This window comes from uncultured Microbulbifer sp., assembly GCF_947504145.1.
Taxonomy (GTDB): Bacteria; Pseudomonadota; Gammaproteobacteria; order Pseudomonadales; family Cellvibrionaceae; genus Microbulbifer.
This window is the reverse complement of the sequence record NZ_CANNGQ010000003.1, coordinates 630,711-647,756: the sequence shown is the minus strand read 5'-3', so window position 1 is coordinate 647,756 and position 17,046 is coordinate 630,711. Positions and strand designations below refer to the sequence as shown.

Annotated in this window: 7 protein-coding genes; 1 reads left to right on the top strand and 6 read right to left on the bottom strand. The window is 57.8% G+C overall.

The genetic code is table 11. The features are described from left to right. Positions 1–29: 29 nt before the first annotated feature. Positions 30–788 (top strand): sugar phosphate isomerase/epimerase, encoded by a 759-nt coding sequence (locus tag Q1A74_RS13270; RefSeq protein WP_299596886.1) that lies wholly within the window; start codon positions 30–32, stop codon positions 786–788. Positions 789–798: 10 nt separating this feature from the next. On the opposite strand, the gene Q1A74_RS13265 is transcribed toward Q1A74_RS13270, so the two are convergent. From Q1A74_RS13265 to Q1A74_RS13240, 6 genes are all read right to left on the bottom strand, one after another. Continuing rightward, positions 799–1,812: a LacI family DNA-binding transcriptional regulator gene (locus tag Q1A74_RS13265; RefSeq protein WP_299596884.1), complete on the bottom strand. Its 1,014-nt coding sequence runs from the start codon at positions 1,810–1,812 to the stop codon at positions 799–801. A 292-nt stretch (positions 1,813–2,104) separates the two neighbouring features. Further along, entirely contained in the window at positions 2,105–7,717 is a 5,613-nt protein-coding gene (locus Q1A74_RS13260; RefSeq protein WP_299596882.1) for a discoidin domain-containing protein, read from the bottom strand. 350 nt (positions 7,718–8,067) lie between these two features. Then, positions 8,068–10,143, bottom strand: coding sequence for a glycoside hydrolase family 97 protein (locus Q1A74_RS13255; RefSeq protein ID WP_299596879.1), 2,076 nt, complete (start codon positions 10,141–10,143; stop codon positions 8,068–8,070). A 312-nt stretch (positions 10,144–10,455) separates the two neighbouring features. After that, positions 10,456–11,967: a tryptophan halogenase family protein gene (locus tag Q1A74_RS13250; protein ID WP_299596876.1), complete on the bottom strand. Its 1,512-nt coding sequence runs from the start codon at positions 11,965–11,967 to the stop codon at positions 10,456–10,458. Then, positions 11,964–13,499, bottom strand: coding sequence for a tryptophan halogenase family protein (locus tag Q1A74_RS13245; RefSeq protein WP_299596873.1), 1,536 nt, complete (start codon positions 13,497–13,499; stop codon positions 11,964–11,966). Before Q1A74_RS13245 ends, Q1A74_RS13250 begins: the two co-directional genes overlap by 4 nt. A 161-nt stretch (positions 13,500–13,660) precedes the next feature. Continuing rightward, positions 13,661–16,813 (bottom strand): TonB-dependent receptor, encoded by a 3,153-nt coding sequence (locus Q1A74_RS13240; RefSeq protein WP_299596870.1) that lies wholly within the window; start codon positions 16,811–16,813, stop codon positions 13,661–13,663. Positions 16,814–17,046: the final 233 nt, after the last annotated feature.

Sequence of the window (17,046 nt, the reverse complement as noted above, 5' to 3'; positions counted from 1 at the left end):
TGTGTGTATTGATTGCTACCGGAGGGACCATGCCCGCTGATGTAACTGCCCAGCCTGACCTGAACGGAGTCCAGCTGTATACCCTCCGCAATCAAATGGAAGAAAGTGTGGGCACCACCTTGGCGAAGGTGGCGGAAGCCGGTTATCAGACAGTGGAGTTAGCCGGCTTCTACGGTCACAGCGCCGCTGAGGTACAGCAGCTGCTCCAGCGCAATGGATTGCGCGCGCCGGCGAGCCACTTTCCTCTGGAGCAGATGGAGTCGGATTTCCCCTCGGTGGTTGCCGAGGCCAAAGCGTTGGGCAGCGAGTACGTGGTGTTGGCCTGGCTCGACGAGAGTCGGCGCACGGCAGAAGATTACCATCGGCTGGCGCAGAACCTGAATGACTGGGGCCGTCAGTGCCGCGAGGCCGGTCTGCGCCTCGCCTACCACAATCACGACTTCGAATTTGAACAGACCGGTGGTTTTGTGCCCTATCAGCAGCTGCTGGACAACACCGACCCGGCGCTGGTGTTTTTCGAAATGGATGTGTACTGGATGCACAAGGCCGGGCAGGACCCGCTAGCCTATTTCGAGCGGCACCCCGGCCGCTTTCCGCTGTGGCACCTGAAAGACGCCACCAGCGAGGGTGCGATGGCCGATGTTGGGCGCGGCGTGATCGATTTCCCCGCCCTGTTAGCGCACGCGGAAAAGGCCGGGCTGGAATACGGCTTTGTGGAGCGCGACGATGCCGCTGCGCCCTATGACAGCATCCAGCGCAGTCTGCGCACGGTAAACAGCTGGGACTGAACGCCTCGGTTTAGCCCGCCGGCGCCGGTCCGGTGCTTTTGCGGATCATCAGCCGGTGCGGCAGGATTTTATTGCACGCCTGCATCGGTTTGCCATTCAGTTGCGGCAGCAGCAGCTCCATACATTCAATACCGATTTCCGTCATCGGCTGGGCCACGGTGGTGAGTGCCGGGTAGCAGTATTCTGCGTAGGAAATATCGTCAAAGCCCATTACCGAAACATCGTCGGGGATGCGCAGCCCCATATCGTGCAGGGTGGCCAGGCAGCTCATGGCCATTTCATCACTGAAATTGAAAATTGCCGTGGGGCGATCCCGCCGCGCCATCAGTTTGCGGGTGGCCTGCTCCGCGTCTTTCAGCCCGTAATTTCCCGCCTCAATCAACCCATCGTCCACCGGAATGCCCGCGCCGCGCAGGGCGTAACGGTAGCCTTTCAGGCGATCCTGGGTGCTGGGAGATTTTACGTGGCCGGTGATTGCGGCAATGCGTTTGTGGCCCAGGCCGAGCAAATAATTAACCGCCTCCTCGGCGGCGGCCACATTGTCGATATTGACCTTGGGCAAGCCGGGTAGATCGCTGGTTTCGCAGGCGTTGACCAGTGGCGGCAGCTGCTCGCTGAGTGGAATTTCCGGGTCTATATCAAAAGGCAGATTGGAGCAGAACAGCAGAATGCCATCGGCCTGGCGGGAGCGGGCCATGGACGCGAAAGAGCGCTCGCGGCTCTCCAGCTCCTGAGTGTCGCCGAGTAGCAGGGAATAGCCGTTTTCCAGCGCGATACTCTCAATGGCGCGGATCACCGGATAATTAAACGCACTGGTAACGTCGGGAATGATGGCGACCAGGTTGTTGGTCTTGGCTTTGCGCAGCCCGGCACCGAGATTGCTCGGGGTATAGCCGGTGCGGTTGATGACTTCGAGCACCTGGTTACGCTTCTCTTCGCTGACCAGTTCCGGGTTGTGGATCACCCGGGATACCGTGGAGGGGGACACATTCGCCGCTTTGGCAATTTCGATAATGCCAGTCATGGTGTTTTCTCTCGTTTTTATAATTGTTTTACATCTGTCCAAACACTTCTTGTCGGTACTGCATGACGCACCGATGATAGCTTTTGTGGGTGCCATGCGCATGAGTTTCGTTGTGATGAGGATGATTTTCTGTGGATGTTCAATATTCGAGATGGGTCGTTTTCTGGCAACGTTTTCAGTGGTCTGTAGTTTCCGGTAAGAGCGATTGAAGACTGAAAATTTTCAATCGAATCTGAATTTTGGAAACAAAAAAAGGGGCGCCGAAGCGCCCCCAAATTACCACTGACGAGATTTACTGAATCTGCAGATTAAACCCGGGTTGGATAAATATCGTATCCGGGTGGGCCACGTTGTTGGTGGTCCAGTTGTTGATGGTGACGCTGCCGTTGCCGGTATAGGAATAGAAGGCGGCGCCGGGGTGTTGTGACGAGAAGCGCGAGGTGGTCACGCCGTCGAGGCCGGTGCCGTCGATGACGATGTCATTGAATACCACGCCGGTGAAGCCGCCGCCGTAACCCACCTGAATGGCACTGCGCTGGGTATCGTAGATATCGATACGGCTGATGGTCACGTTGCTGATCGGATCGGTGGAGGCCTCCAGGTCGATCGCGCCGCGTTCGCCGTCGTACAGATCCTGGCTGGTGCCACTGCGGATGATGGTACTGTCGGTAAACTCGATGCCGGTATTGCCCTGGAAGTGGTGGCCGGGGAATACGGTATTCATCCGGAAGCCGGAGCCGCCCACGGTATCCACAATCAGGTTGTGGCTGGCTTTGTGGCCGCTGCCACCGAAGAACGCAATGGCCGCTGCGCGCCAGTTGTTTTCGATGGTGTTGTGGGAGAACACATTGTTCACGCCGGCAGGTGCGGCATTGTAGTTGCTGGTCCACACCGCCAGGCCGTCGTCACCGTTGTTGCGCAGGTTGCAGTTGCGCACGGTGCTGTTGCTGGTGCCCTGGGCGAAGTTGACCCCGTCTGCCAGATTGTTGCGAATACGGCTGTGTTCGATCAGCAGATTCTCCGCGTGGATTGCCGGGTTGTGTGCATAGTCGCCCACCCAGAAGCCCGCTTCAAAGTGCTCTACCCACACATTGTGAATGTGCGAGTCGGTACCGAAGTTGTCCATAAACGCTTTGTAGATGGCATTCTGGCTGTAGCGGGAGCGCAGGTTGGAATTCATGTACACATGGCTAAATTCCAGCTTGCCCAGAATCCGCAGCGAGATGCCGCCGCTGGCGGAATTGGCGTTGGTGAACTGGATGTTGGTGTGCCAGATACCGGCTCCCAGTACCGTCAGGTCCTGGATCATGTTGTCGGTACTGCCCACGCGCCACATATCGTTCAGGTGGAAGGTGCCCGGCGGAATATACAGGCTCTGGCCGGTGGCCACCGCCTGATCCACAGCGTCTTCAAACGCGGGCAGATCGTCGATGCCGTCATTGGGCACTGCACCGAAGTCGGTCACCGCTACCGAATTGCCCGGACGGGCGATGGGCGCGGGGACATTTTCCAGCTCGATAAAGTCCACCCCGTATTCGATGGCATCGCCACCTTTCTGGATGCGGATCACATCGCCGGCCTGCAGTGGCGCGTCCAGTTTCCAGTGCACTTCGTCGAAGCGGAACAGCGGGCGGCCGCCTCCGGGTGCGTCGGTGGGATGATCGCCGGAGAAGTACTGCCAGGCGAAGTAGGAAGTGAGATCTACGGTTTTGGCAAACTGGCCGTTGACGTACACATCCAGGGAGCCATTCAGGCCCATGCCATCGGCGGAGTCCGGCATGGTAAAGCGCATGGTCGCACCGGCACCGCCCTCACCGTCCCGCACTGTCCACTCGGCAAAGCTGCCGCTGGCCGGCAGAGTGATATAGCTCTGCTCACTGGCTTCCGATGCGATCAGGCTCTGGTCGAAGGTGGGAGCAGTCTGAATGGACGCGCCACCGCCGATGTCTGCGGCGTAGGTGTCGTAGCGATCGTAGAGCACGGCTGCACCATGATCACTGTTGGGTTCCGGGTGCGGCATGGGGCCGCTGCCTTCCTCCAGTGTCGTGCCGCTGACCGATGCGCTGAGCGCGGATTCACCGTACTGGTTTACCGCGCGCACGGTGTAGCTATAGCTGGTTTCCGCATCGAGACCGGTGTCTTCAAAACTGCTGCCGCTCACGGTGGCGACTTCAACCCCGTCGCGCAGCACTTTGTAACTGCTGGCCAATGGGCTCGGTTGCCACGCCAGGAAAATCGAAGTGTCCGTTGCGCCAGTGACGCTCAGCGATTGCGGTGTGCCCGGTGGTACCGGGTCCGGGTAGCCGTGGATTTCCACTTCGGAAAGCTGCGCGGCGGGCCAGGCGGTATTGCTGGTTATAACGATCTGCACATAGCGCGCCGGAGCCTCGTTGAAGTTCACCGTAACACTGTTGCTGTTCGCCGGGTCGAACACATAGTTGCCGCTGGCGAGGCTGGTGTAACTGTTGCCATCGCCACTGCGGCGGATCTCGATGCTCTGGGTGCGCGGCTCCCAGGCGCTGAGGTTGGGCAGTTTGAACACGGCTTTACTCACAAAGTGGGTATTGCCGAGGTCGATGGTCAGCGTTTGCGGGAAGGCATTGCTGGCGCTCTCCCAGTAAGTGCCCTGGTCACCATCCAGTGCGTTGGCGGCGGTGTGGTAGGGATCTTCACTGGTGGCAGAGTGCGACTTGCCGGACTGTACCGGTTGCGGCGTGCCGGAACCCGAACTGGACCCAGAGCCCGAACCCGAACCCGAACTTGAGCTTGAGCTGGAACCGGAGCCGGAACTGCCGCCGGAACTGGAACTGCTGGAGCTCGAACTTGAACTGGAACTGCTGGAGCTGCTGGAACTGGAGCTGCTTGAGCTCGAACTCGAACTGCTCGATCCGGAACCGTTGAAGCCATTGATGGTGATGTGGAAATCCGGTGACTCATCCTTGATGTTCACCACATTGTTGAACATGGTCAGATTGTTGAATTCCACACTGCCCACCGCCGGGCCCTGGCCGGTTTCCGGCATGGGGTTGGACCAGATACCGAAGCCGGAGCGGTTCGGATACTGCGGGTCTACTTTCGCCCCAGAAATGCTTACGTTGGTAAACACCGTGTCCTCAAACACATTCTCGTGCTGGCTGCTGGCATATTTGGTCTGGAACATGATGCCGTGGTACGTCGGGTCGACGATTTCCAGATCGGAGATACGCAAGCCGCGGAAGGTGCTCGATGCCGAGAACAACCACATGGCCGGGAACACCTGGTCGCCCCAGAAGTGTCCACCGGAGCGCAGGATGGTAATGCCCTCGAAATTGGTGGTGGGGTTGTACTGGAAGCCGGTAAATGAATAACCGAAGTCCAGGGAGCTGATGGTAACGCCACTGTAGGTGAGGGTGTCTTCCACATGAATATTGCGGAAGGTGTTGCCCTGGCCACCGTAACTGGCGAGGCCGGCAGCGCGCCACGGGGTCATGGCGGTGAGGTTTTCGTACAGGTTGTCCTGCACAATACCGCCGCCGTTATCCGTTGCCGCAAACAGCGCAAAACTATCGTCGCCGGTGGAGCGGGCTTCACTGTTGAACACGTGGTTGCCGCTGCTGCCGTTGGTGAAGTTCACCCCGTCGGCAAAGGTGTTGCGGATACGCGCGTTGCTGATAGTAGTGTTGTGCACACTGGAGCCCCAGAACATACACACCTGGTGTTCCACCCACAGGTTGTCCAGGGTCATGTTGCGCACGCCGTTAAAGTCGAACACCTTGCCCGGGCCGTCGTTGCGCGTGACGTAGTTGCCGAAGAACGCAAAATTGGCAAAGGTGGAACCATTGGCAGCGCTGGCGGTGGCAAAGCCCGCGTCGGTGTTGCTCTGGTTTTGCGGTGTATAAAAACGGGTATACCAGGGGCCGGCACCGACAATTTTCAGGGGCTTCTGGGTTACCTGAAATTTGTAATTGGTTTCATAATTCCCCGGCGGCAAATAAACCCCTTCGGCACCGCTGCTGGCGGCATCGGTAATTGCCTGCTGCACCGCCTGGTGGCTGAAGCCACTGGGTACCACAAACGTGGACGGATTCGGATTGGGAATCGGAGCCACATTTTCCAGGCTGATAAAATCGATGGCGTACTGGCTGCTGTTTTCCGCATCTTTCTGCAGGCGGATGGTGCTGCCTGCGGGAATCACACGGTCAAACATCAGGTTGGCTTCGTCGTAAATATGCCGCGGTGCGCCAGCGCTGGGATTGTCCTGGGGCGACGCTTCATTGCCGTACAGCCAGGCGTGCCTGGAAGTCAGCTGCAGCGTTTTTTCAAACTGGCCATCCACATACACGTTCAGGGTTGCGGAAATACCGCCGCCTCCGGGTGCGTCGGGAATGGAGAAGCGTGTCACCAGGGTGTTGGTCTGCTCGGCGGTGGTGAATTCCACATAAGCGCCGGTGTTGTTCAGAGTGACGGCACTGCGGCCGGACGCTTCACCGGCGAGGTCGCCGATTGTGCGGTTGGGCGCGAGCACCTGGGCACCGCCACCGGTCACCGCATTTTCCGCCTGGTACAGGGCGTAGGGCATGCTGGCACCGCGCAGGGTGGGATCGGGCCCGGCATTTTCTTCCTGGGTTTGACCGCTGACGGTGTTGCTGTCGGCGGAGCTGCCAAAGTTGTTATGGGCAACCACCTTGTAGCTGTAACTGCTCGCTGGTGTCAGCCCGCTATCGGCGAATGCGCTATCGGTGACGGTTGCGATCGACACGCCATCGCGGAAGACTTCATAGCTGTCTGCCAGCGGTGCGGCGTCCCAGCTTAAAAACAGCGTGGTTGCGGTGCCGCCGGCCACGGTCAGATTTTGCGGCGCCTGGGGCGGCACCGGATCTGGCTGGCCGTAGACTTCGACTTCAGAAAGCTGTGCTGCACTCCAGCCGGTATTGCCAGAAATACTGAGGCGCACATAGCGCGCGCGGGTTTCCCCGAAACTCGCATAGGCGGTGTTGCCACTGGCCGGATCAAAGGTGTAACCCTGTGCCCCGGCTACCGTCACAAAGTCGTTGCCGTTTTCGCTGGCGAGAATCGTGATGGTCTGGTTGCGGGTTTGCCAGGCGGCATCCGGTGGCAGCTTCATTGCCAGTTGATTGATAAAGTGCGGGCTGCCGAGATCGATGGTGGCCGACTGCGGCAGGGCACCGGTGCTTTCCCAGTAGGACGACGGGTTGCCGTCAATCAGGTTGCTGGCGGGCAGGTGGCCCACGGCGCTGGAACCGGTGGCTGCGCTTGCATTGATCGGGTCACCGCTCGGTGCCGTTCCCCCGCTACTGCCCCCGCTACTGCCGGTGCCGCCCGAACTACTACTGGAGCTGCTACTGCCGCCGCTGCTGCCGGAACCCGGGTCTGGGTAAATTTCAAATTCTGAAAACTGCCCCGCGGGCCAGCCATCATTCGCGGTCACCGTGACCCGCACAAATCGCGCGTCGGCACTGGACAGCGGAATACTGACGCTGTTGCCGCTACCGGGGGCAAAGGTGTAGCTGGCGCTGCCCACCAGGGGCGCATAACTGCTGCCGTCACTGCTGCCACTGATGCTCAGAGTCTGATTGCGCGCACCCCAGTTGGCTGGCAATTTCAGTGCGATACGCTCAAGGGATTGCACGCTGCCGAGGTCCGCAGTCAGTGACTGGGGAAACGCGTTGTTGGCGCTCTCCCAGTAACTGGCCTGATTGCCGTTATTGGTATTGCCCGGGCCGTAGACATCTGCGTAAGAAGTTGCAGTGATCTGTGCACCGGGTGCGAGGTTGCTTTGGGACTGGGCCTGGGCGCTAATCGCAAGGCACAGGTTCACGGCGACGAGCGACGTCGCCCTCAGGGCCCGCAATGGGAGCCTGCCGCCGCCACTAAAGCGTGGCGATTTATCGGTTCGGAAATTCATCATCGTTTCCTCGAAGGTTATTGTTTTGCTACGCGTACTGCGGGACTCCCACGAAAAAAAGGCGTAGGGAGCTACCTCCGGGCGTAAACCGGACTACAGGTGAAAGAAAAATCGAACAGCGCAGAAGGGATCTGCTGGTGTGCGGCGAGCGGATACAATCGCCGCCGGTGAAAAAATCGGACTTCAGGTGATCGGCACCGTCAGGCCATCGTTATTATTATTTGTGTATTCGTATTCAGGTTTGTTTTTTGAGAGCCCCGCCCGGAACTCCGGGCGGGGACAGCATCCTGTGAGTTTGCTGCTTGTTAATTACTGTTAGCTAATTGCTGAGTGGATCGAATTCGGTAGTGTTAATGTTCATTGGCCAGCAGACTGATGGCCATACCCCCGCCGGGCGCCAGTTGTGCGCGCACGGTATCCCCGGCTTTGACCTTGCGCGTTTCAATTACATAGTCTTCCGGGTTACTGCGGTAGTCCGCTTTTTCTCCATCGCGGTAAATGGTGGCGGTGTAGCTGAGGTCTTTGTTGAGGAAGCTCAGATCCACGGCGACCTCGCGGGCCTTTTCATCGGTCACGGCTCCCACAAACCAGTCTTCGCTGTCGCGGGTCTGGCGTGCAATGGCGATGTGTTCACCGATTTCTCCGGACAGTACCCTGGTGGTTTCCCAGTCCACAGCGACATCCTTGATGAACTGAAACGCATCGGGATACTTGGCATAGTTTTCCGGCAGGTCCGATGCCATCTGTACCGGTGAATACACCACTACATACAGCGCCAGTTGTTTGGCCAGGGTGGTATTGACCTGGTTATCCGGGCGGCTCGGCAGGGTGATATCGAAGGTGCCCGGGGTGAAATCCATGGGCCCGGCAAGCAGGCGGGTAAACGGGATAATGGTGGTGTGATCCGGTGGGTTGCCGCCATCTTTGGCCCAGGCGTCGTATTCTTGGCCTCGTGCCACTTCGCGGGAAATCAGGTTGGGGTAGGTGCGGCGCTCGCCAGTATCCTTGACGGTTTCATGGGCCACCACCATGACCTTGTGGGCGGCAGCAACTTTGGTCACCTTCTCCGCGTGTTGTACAAACTTCTGGCCGTGGTGGTAGTTGCCGTTGGTCAGCAATTCACCGCTCTCCACATATCCGGTTTTTACCGCCTTCATGCCGTGCTTTTGCAGAAAATCGTAGGCGTCTTCCAGTTGGCGCTCGTAGTTATCGGTTTCCGATCCGGTCTCGTGGTGGCCGATGATGTATACGCCCTTTTTCGCCGCGTATTCGGTGACCGCATCCACGTCATAGTCCGGATAGGCTTTGGTGAAGTTGAACGCGGCACCCCCGTGGTTGTACCACTCGCCATCCCAGCCCTCGTTCCAGCCTTCCACCAGCACGCCGTCAAAACCGTTGGCGGCGGCGAAGTCGATATATTTCTTGGTGTTTTCCGTGGTGGCACCGTGCTTGGGGCCCTGGTTCCAGGTGCCTTTTTCCAGGTGCAGTTCCCACCAGATACCCACATATTTTCCGGGTTGTACCCAGGACACATCGCCAAGTTTATTCGGCTCATTCAGGTTGAGGGCGAGGTAGGAGGTAATCAGGTCGGTCTCTTTTTCTGCTATCTGTACCGTGCGCCAGGGGCTGGCAAAGGGTGCGCTGGTCTCTACCTTGACCGGATTGTCCTTGTGAATCGGCACCAGCGCGGCCTTAAGGCGCGTGCCGTCGCCGGAAAGATTCATGGTGGCGTAGTCCTTAAGAGCCGCTTCGTGAATCGCGATGGCGAGGTCGGACTTGCCCTTCATGGTCAGCGGTGTGTGTACCAGCTCGACCTGATCCAGCGGTGTGTTCTGGGTGAGATATTCGTACTTCTCTCCTGCCAGCGCCGGTGTCCACCAGGTGGACATATTCTCCAGCAGATTAAATTCGGTGGCTTCATCGAGAATTTCCACCTTGTCGAGATGGCTTTGTGCCGGCACCTGATAGCGGAAGGCAATTCCGTCGTCATAAGCGCGGAATACCAGGTTCAGCGCGCGTGCCTTTGGCGATTTTTCCTGAAGCTGCACAACCATTTCATTGAAGTGGTCGCGGATGTAGCGCTCCTCGCCCCAGGGTTGTTCCCAGGTGCTGTCGGCGCTGCGGGAATGCACCTCGATGATGGAAAAATTCTCCAGCAGGTCCGGCGCCTTTCTAAAATCCAGGCCCAGCAGGGATTCGCCAATGACCGGCTTGTTGTGAAAGCGGGTGCGGTAGGCGGGCTGGCCTTTGTCTGTCAGATAGAACTCCAGGGATATTTCGCCAGAGGGTGAGGTGAGCTTCTGGCTCGCGGCTTCTGCCAGGGCGATATTGGCGGCACTCGCGCCCAGAACCATTATCGCCGCCGATACCAATGTTTTGACGGGCGCACGGCGAGCGCTGCTTTTTGTGAGGGCTGTTTTTTTCATCGCAAAATTTCCAAGGTTCTTATTCTGAGACTTTAGTGACGCTCGGCGTCGCATACCAAAGTGCGTGTTGGATGTTAATAATTCGCCATGATCAAAGTCTATAGACTGAAATCGTTTTCAATCTTTTCATTTCCTGAAAACGATTTCGGTCACGTTGGTGCGCTTTCAATTTGGCTTCGACAAAAAAAGACCCCGCGCCGGTTGGCGCGGGGTAACGCGAAGATGACTCTTACGAGCCTGAGAGCACAAGATGACAACGGAAAAATACAATGACTCAGGGACCACTATGCATGGATCACTACGCTTGGCCCACTAGGCAGCAATGGGCTTCTGTGCGCGGCAGTGTTTTTCGATAAACACCTCGTGATCCGGTAACTGGCGAATGAAATCCTCCAGCGCCTGGCGGTAGTTCGTCAGGTGCGAGCGCGTTGTGGCGTAATTGAAGCTATTGATCAGGGGTGAGTAAGAGCCCGGGCGCAGACCCATACCCTCACACACCGAGCGCCAGCTCACCGGGGCAAACAGCCGGTCGATCTCTTCCGGCAGGCCGCCCTGGGTTTTGAAGTAGTCCAGGGTGTACTGCAGAGATTCCGGCCACTGCATGGTTTTGCACCAGCGCCAGAACGGCGTGTCTTCGCGCTCGGTAAGGCAGTAGTGCAACACGATGAAATCGCGGATTTCCCGGTAGTCGGTGGCCATGCGCCGGTTGAATTCACGAGACAGTGCCGGTTGGCAGTCTTTCTCGGGGAAGTGGCGCATAAAGTGCACCATGCCCCGGGCAATCAGGTGGATGGCAGTGCTTTCCAGTGGCTCGATAAATCCGGATGCCAGCCCCAGCGACAGGCAATTATTTTTCCAGATCTCTTTGCGCATGCCGGTCTGGAAAGGAATTATCCGGGGCTCGGTAATGGGGTTGCCTTCCAGTTGCTGCAACAGGGTCTGTGTGGCTTCTTCATCACTACAGTATTGGCTCGCGTACACGTAGCCGTTGCCGGTGCGATGTTGCAGCGGAATTTTCCAGCTCCAGCCCGCGGCCTGGGCGGTTGCGCGGGTGTAGGGGGGCGGTGGTGCGGTGTTTTCTGTCTGTACCACCACCGCGCGATCACAGGGCAGGTAGTGTGACCAGTCCTCGTAGCCGGCCTTTAGTGTCTGCTCGATCAACAGGCCGCGGAAGCCGGAGCAGTCGATAAAAAAGTCACCGGCAATTTCCTCACCGCTCTGCAGTCGCACACTGCGAATATCGCCATTGTCCGTCTGCACCACATCCACGATCTTGCCCTCGGTGCGCTTGACCCCGCGCTGCTCCGCATAATCCCGCAGATATCGGGCGGCCAGGCCCGCATCCAGATGCAGGGCATAGCTGGCTTCGGAAACCGGTGTCTTGCTTGCGCTCTGGGGCAGGAAAAATTTCTTGTGTTTGGCCATCACCGAGCAGGCGGAAAAATCCTGCAGGGCAAAGTCGTCTCCCTCGGCGCAGGACTTGAGCCAGTTCTGGTAGAACACATATTCATCCATGTTGGCGCTGATGCTGCCAAACGGGTGAAAGTAGGTTTCATTCAGCTGTTTCCAGTCGGAAAACTGAATTCCCAGCTTGAAACTGGCCTGGGTTTTTTCAATAAAATCTTTCTCATCAATGTTCAGCGAGTGCAGCAACTCCAGGAATGGCGGAATGGTGGATTCACCCACACCAATGGTGCCGATATCCGCAGATTCAACCAGCTCAACCGACAGCTCTTCTGCGGAAAACTGATTGCACAGCACCGCCGCCGCAATCCACCCGGCGGTGCCGCCGCCCACGATGGTGATTTTCTTCAAGGGGTTCATAACGCTACCTCGCTGGGCCTCTCCGCTGGAAAACATTCCGCAATAAACTGTTGATGATCGGGGGCGCCAGACACCGCGCGCTGCAGTGACCGGTGCATTTCATTCAGGCTGTGTTCGATCTGTTCGTCAGGGAATTGATCTACCCGCAGATCGTAGTTTTCTGGCAGCACATCGAAACCGGCAAAGATGGCAAGCCAGCTGGGTTGGTGGAACATCTCCCAGCGGTAGTTGACGATATAGCCACTGTTTAGAAACAGGTCCAGTTTGTGCTGCAACGATTCTGGCAGCGCCATATTGCGGCAGTAGCGCCAGAATTCACTGTCGTCGCGCTGGCTCGCCTTGTAGTGCAGAATCAGAAAGTCCCGCACGCGCTCGTATTCCAGCGCCGTGGTCTGATTGAACTCCTCGACCACACTCGGATGGAAATCGAAGTTGGTGACCAGAGTTTTGATTTTCTCGATGGCGGTTTCAATCAGGGCAATACTGGTGCTCTCCAGCGGCTCCAGAAATCCGGCGGAGAGGCCAATGGCAATACAGTTATTCTCCCAGGCGCGGGCACGCCGCCCGGGTGTAAATCCGATCTTGCGCGGTTCGGCATTCAAGGTGCTCGTGGCATTCAACGCCCCAGGAATATTCGCCCGCAGGATTTCCTCGGCGCGGGCGTCGCTCATAAACTGGCGGGAGTATACATGGCCGTTGCCGTCTCGCTGTTGCAGCGGAATCCGCCACTGCCAGCCAGCCTCCTGAGCATTGACCCGGGTATAGGGCTTTGGTGGCTCCACACTTTCACTCTGTACCGCCAGTGCCGAGTCGCATAGCAGCCACTGCTGCCAGCTCTGGTACTCAACGCCGAGCGTCTCGCCGATCAACAATCCGCGAAAGCCCGAGCAATCAATAAACAGATCGCCCTCAACCCGCTGTCCGCACTCGGTATGTAGCGCCGCGATACGGCCATCTTCCCGCTGGGACACCCGAGCAATCACCGCATCTACCGCCGTCACCCCCTGGCGGGTGGCGACGTCGCGCATCAACTGCGCAAACAGCGCCGCATCAAAATGCAGCGCCCAGTCATACACCGAAAGCGTGGACGGAGGATTGGGCGAAGGCGGTACAAACTTGCCCGCCGCCGCGAGTGTCGCCCCCAGGGAATACTCCCCCAGTGGCGCCGCGCGCCCCTGACGGTGTAGTTTCAGCCAGAACTGATGAAAATCGATTCCCCGCACGTCCTGACCGTACATGCCGAATGGGTGGATAAACGAAGAGCCGGGCTTGTGCCAGTCATTAAACTGGATGCCGAGCTTACAGGTCGCCTGGGTCGCGCGGATCACATCCTGATCCTGCAAGCCCAGCCGACGATAAAAATTCCGAATGGTGGGGATGGTGGCCTCACCGACACCGATGGTGCCGATACTGGAAGATTCCACCAGGGTAATGGTGGCCTGTGATCCAAAATGCTGCGACAGCGCCGCCGCCGTCATCCAGCCTGCAGTGCCGCCCCCGGCAATCACGATGCGATTGTTTGGCCTGCCCATTATTTTGTTCTCTCTTATTTTCTTTTTTGTTTTTATAGGAACTGCAAAGGTTTCAGAGAAGGCTGTGCCCGACTGGAGAGTTCGTTTTTTGTTAACTCCCCAATCGGGTACAGTCGCCCGGATCTCTCCGGGCGGGTACCACATTATTTAGCGCTTTTTGATCAGAACTTCGCACGCACTCCCAGAGAGTAACGAGCTTCGTTATCGTAGATCAACGCTTCCTGCTCCACTCCATCGGCGAGGCGGTAAACTTCCCGTACATCCTCACCGGTCAGGTTGGAACCCTGCAGGTAAACGGTCACATCGTCCCACACATCGTAGGAAATGTTCGCATCCAGATAGGTTTCTTCCGGAGCATACTTGGCAAAGTTCAGCGGGCCGTAAGACTGGATGAAACGCTCACTGCGGTGGTTCAGCGCGATACGTGCCTGCAACTTGTCCTTCTGATACCAGGTAATAAAGTTGTAGGTATTCTCCGAGTTATTGGCGAACGGATACTTCATGCCAGTCACGTCAGAGTGATCACCGGGCACCTCACTGGGGGAGTAGGTGTAGTTGGCCTCGATACCGAAGTCGCGCAACACCGCCTGCTCGGTCAGATCCGACAGCGCCAGCTTGGCACCCAGCTCGATACCCTTAACCTCACCGCCTTCACCCACCACCGGGCCGCTGCCCTTGATGGTATAGGTTTTACCGTTGTAATCCACATCAATGGTGCTCTCCTGGGTCTCGCGGAAAGAATCAATTTCCACTAGGTAGGCGCCCATGCTCAACATGCTCGCATCGCCGAAATAATATTCCGCAGAAATGTCGAAGTTGCTGGTGAGCCAGGGTTCCAGATTGATGTTACCGGCAGAATTCCAGCCACTGGGAATTCGCTGGGTAGGATCGGCCGGGTCTGCCGCGGTGTAAATGGTGCGGCTACTGCCGTAATTATCCAGATCCAGATCCTGTTTGTTTTTCGCCGCGGCAAAACGCAACATCACATCGTCGGTCACATTCCAGGCCAGGTTCAACGACGGCAATACATCGGTGCGACGTTTGCGTTCGGTGGTGCGGCCGGTGTAGTAGTTGGAGCCACCGTTGGTGCGGGTAACGCTGGTGGTTTGGTAAATGACCGCTTCGATTTCAGACTCGATCACCTTGACCCCGAAGGTACCGAAGACATTGCCAAACTCGAAATCTGACTTCACGTAGCTGGACAGCTCGCTCAGGGTCAGATCGTAGCTGGTGCCCGGGTTCACGATGGGTTTGATATCCCCGAAGATACGGCGGTTCACACCTTCCGCGTCATCAAAGCTTTTCGGGTCAATGGCCCAGAAACCGGGAACACCGCTGACGTTATCTCCCAGGTCGTCAACGAAGACGGTGCCCAGGCCGTGGAAGTCCAGCCCCTGTGGTGCCAGCGCGAAATATGGCACAAAGGCGTTAGGATCGTTTTCTGCGCCGACCAGGCGCTCACCAGCGGAACATTCAGCGCCGGTACCGCCACCGTCAAACTTCTGGTCGATGGAACGCCACTGGGCGTAACAGCCTACTTCGTTTTTCGCCGCCGGGAATTCCGGGCTGGTCAGACGATTGTTGGAGCCTACGTAGAACTGTGCCCAGTAATCGTAGTTTTCTTTTTCCACCGTGCGGCGGCTCGGGCGCAGGCCGAACTCCACATCGGTGACGAACAGATTTTCCGGCTTGAAGTTAACGTTCAGGTTGATCGCGTTCAGGTCGGATTCGATATTGCTGTTCTGCTCGAGCTGCAGGCCTTCAAAGAACCAGCTGTCTTTACTGGCCATGTACTCGGCCAGGGATTTTTCCCCGTTGGCATCGGTGAGGCCGCCGGCGATGGGGCGGTCAAACCCGGCCATGGCAACCTTGTAATCGCGGTAGGCCATGGTCAGTTGCGGATCTTCGCCGTAGCCGAGCGGGTTCGGCAGTACAAAACGGCCGCCGTTGACACCGACCTCGTCGAGGCGGTCCGGGTCGAGGGTCAGGTTGTAGCGTTCAATAATATCGGTGGGATAGAAGTGACCGCCGATAGTTTGAAGGGTGTCGCCGCGCAGGTTGTTGATACCGGTTTGCGCCGTGGCGTATACCTGATCGTTGTTTGCAGACGCGCTGATGGCGCGCAGGCTGCCGCTCCAGGGGCCGCCGTTGTCCCAGTTCAACTCCACGTTGAAGTTGGTGGACGCGGTGTCGATTTTGCGGTTGGACGTTAACGAGTAAACCCAGTAGGGCTCTACATCAAACTCGTCGGCCACTACCCAGTTGCGGCCGTCCTTGCCGGTGACGGAATTGCTGATGGAGGTGGGGGAGGCGATCTGCGCGCCGCTCCAGTTATCGCTGTAGCGGGAGTGCCACAGAGCCTGCTGTTCGGCACTGGTGTTGCCCTGGCCCTGCCAGCGGTTGGACAGCTCCAGGCCCACGCGGCGCTGGTATTCGGTGGCATCGGTGTGGAAGCCTTCCACCACGAGGTCCAGACCATTGCCCAGGTCCGCCTGCAGTGCCAGGTTGATACCGTCGCGGTTGCGCTCATTACCTGCGTTGAAGAACTGGTAACCGTAGTTGGTGTTTACGGTCCAGTCGCCGGCGAAATCGGAGCCCGGGCCCATTTCCATACCCTGGGGGTCGCCCGCATGGCCGACATAATCGTTGGCCAGGTTTTTCTGACCGGTCACCCCGGACACCATCACCCCGATCACGTCGTTGCGCCAGTTCAGCAAGGCGTTGAAGGTGCTGTCCGCTTCGCCGCTGATTTCACCGTAAGAAACATCATAGCCACTGGCGGTGCTCAGTCCGTCCTGGAAGTCCAGCGGGCGGAAGGTTTCGATATCAATGGTACCGGTAATGCCAGACACGGCATTGGTCACATCGTGGGTTTTGTACACGTTGGCGCTACGCAGCAGCTGCGAGGGCACGTCGGTAAAGTTCGGCTGGGCGTTGGCCAGGTTGCCGGCGGCAAGGAACTGTTCGCCGTTCAGCAGTACAGAAACCTGCTGCATGCCGCGCACGCTCAGGCTGCCACCTTCACCGGCGGAGCGCTGGATCTGCACCCCGGTGATCCGCTGCAGCGAGTCGGTAATGGTGGTGTCCGGCAGTTTACCGACATCTTCAGCGGCAATGCCGTCGACAATGGATTTTGCATCGCGCTTGGTATTAATCGCGGTTTGCTGGGATTGCTTGACCCCGTACACCACAACTTCTTCCAGTGCAGCGTCGGACTGCTCCTGGGCCATGGCTACACCAGCGACGCCCACCAGTGCGTAAGACGCAACGGCAGACGCGAGTGTCTTTTTGCGGAATTGGTTGGAATTCTTCATGAATCTCCCCTGATCACCAAAATTGGTTATTTGTTATTGGTCCCAAACAACATAAACACCTGCACGTGACAAACCGGGCAAGTACTCCGCCCTTGGGGTGGGCGAATCGGGTGGTGAAAGGAGCTGATGGCGTTGTGGCTGGTGATAGACATTGTCTATGCAATTTGGCTTTGCCGCCGGGCGTCGCTTTCTCTCATCTTGCTATCGTGCCGCTCGCGAATTTTTATTGTCAC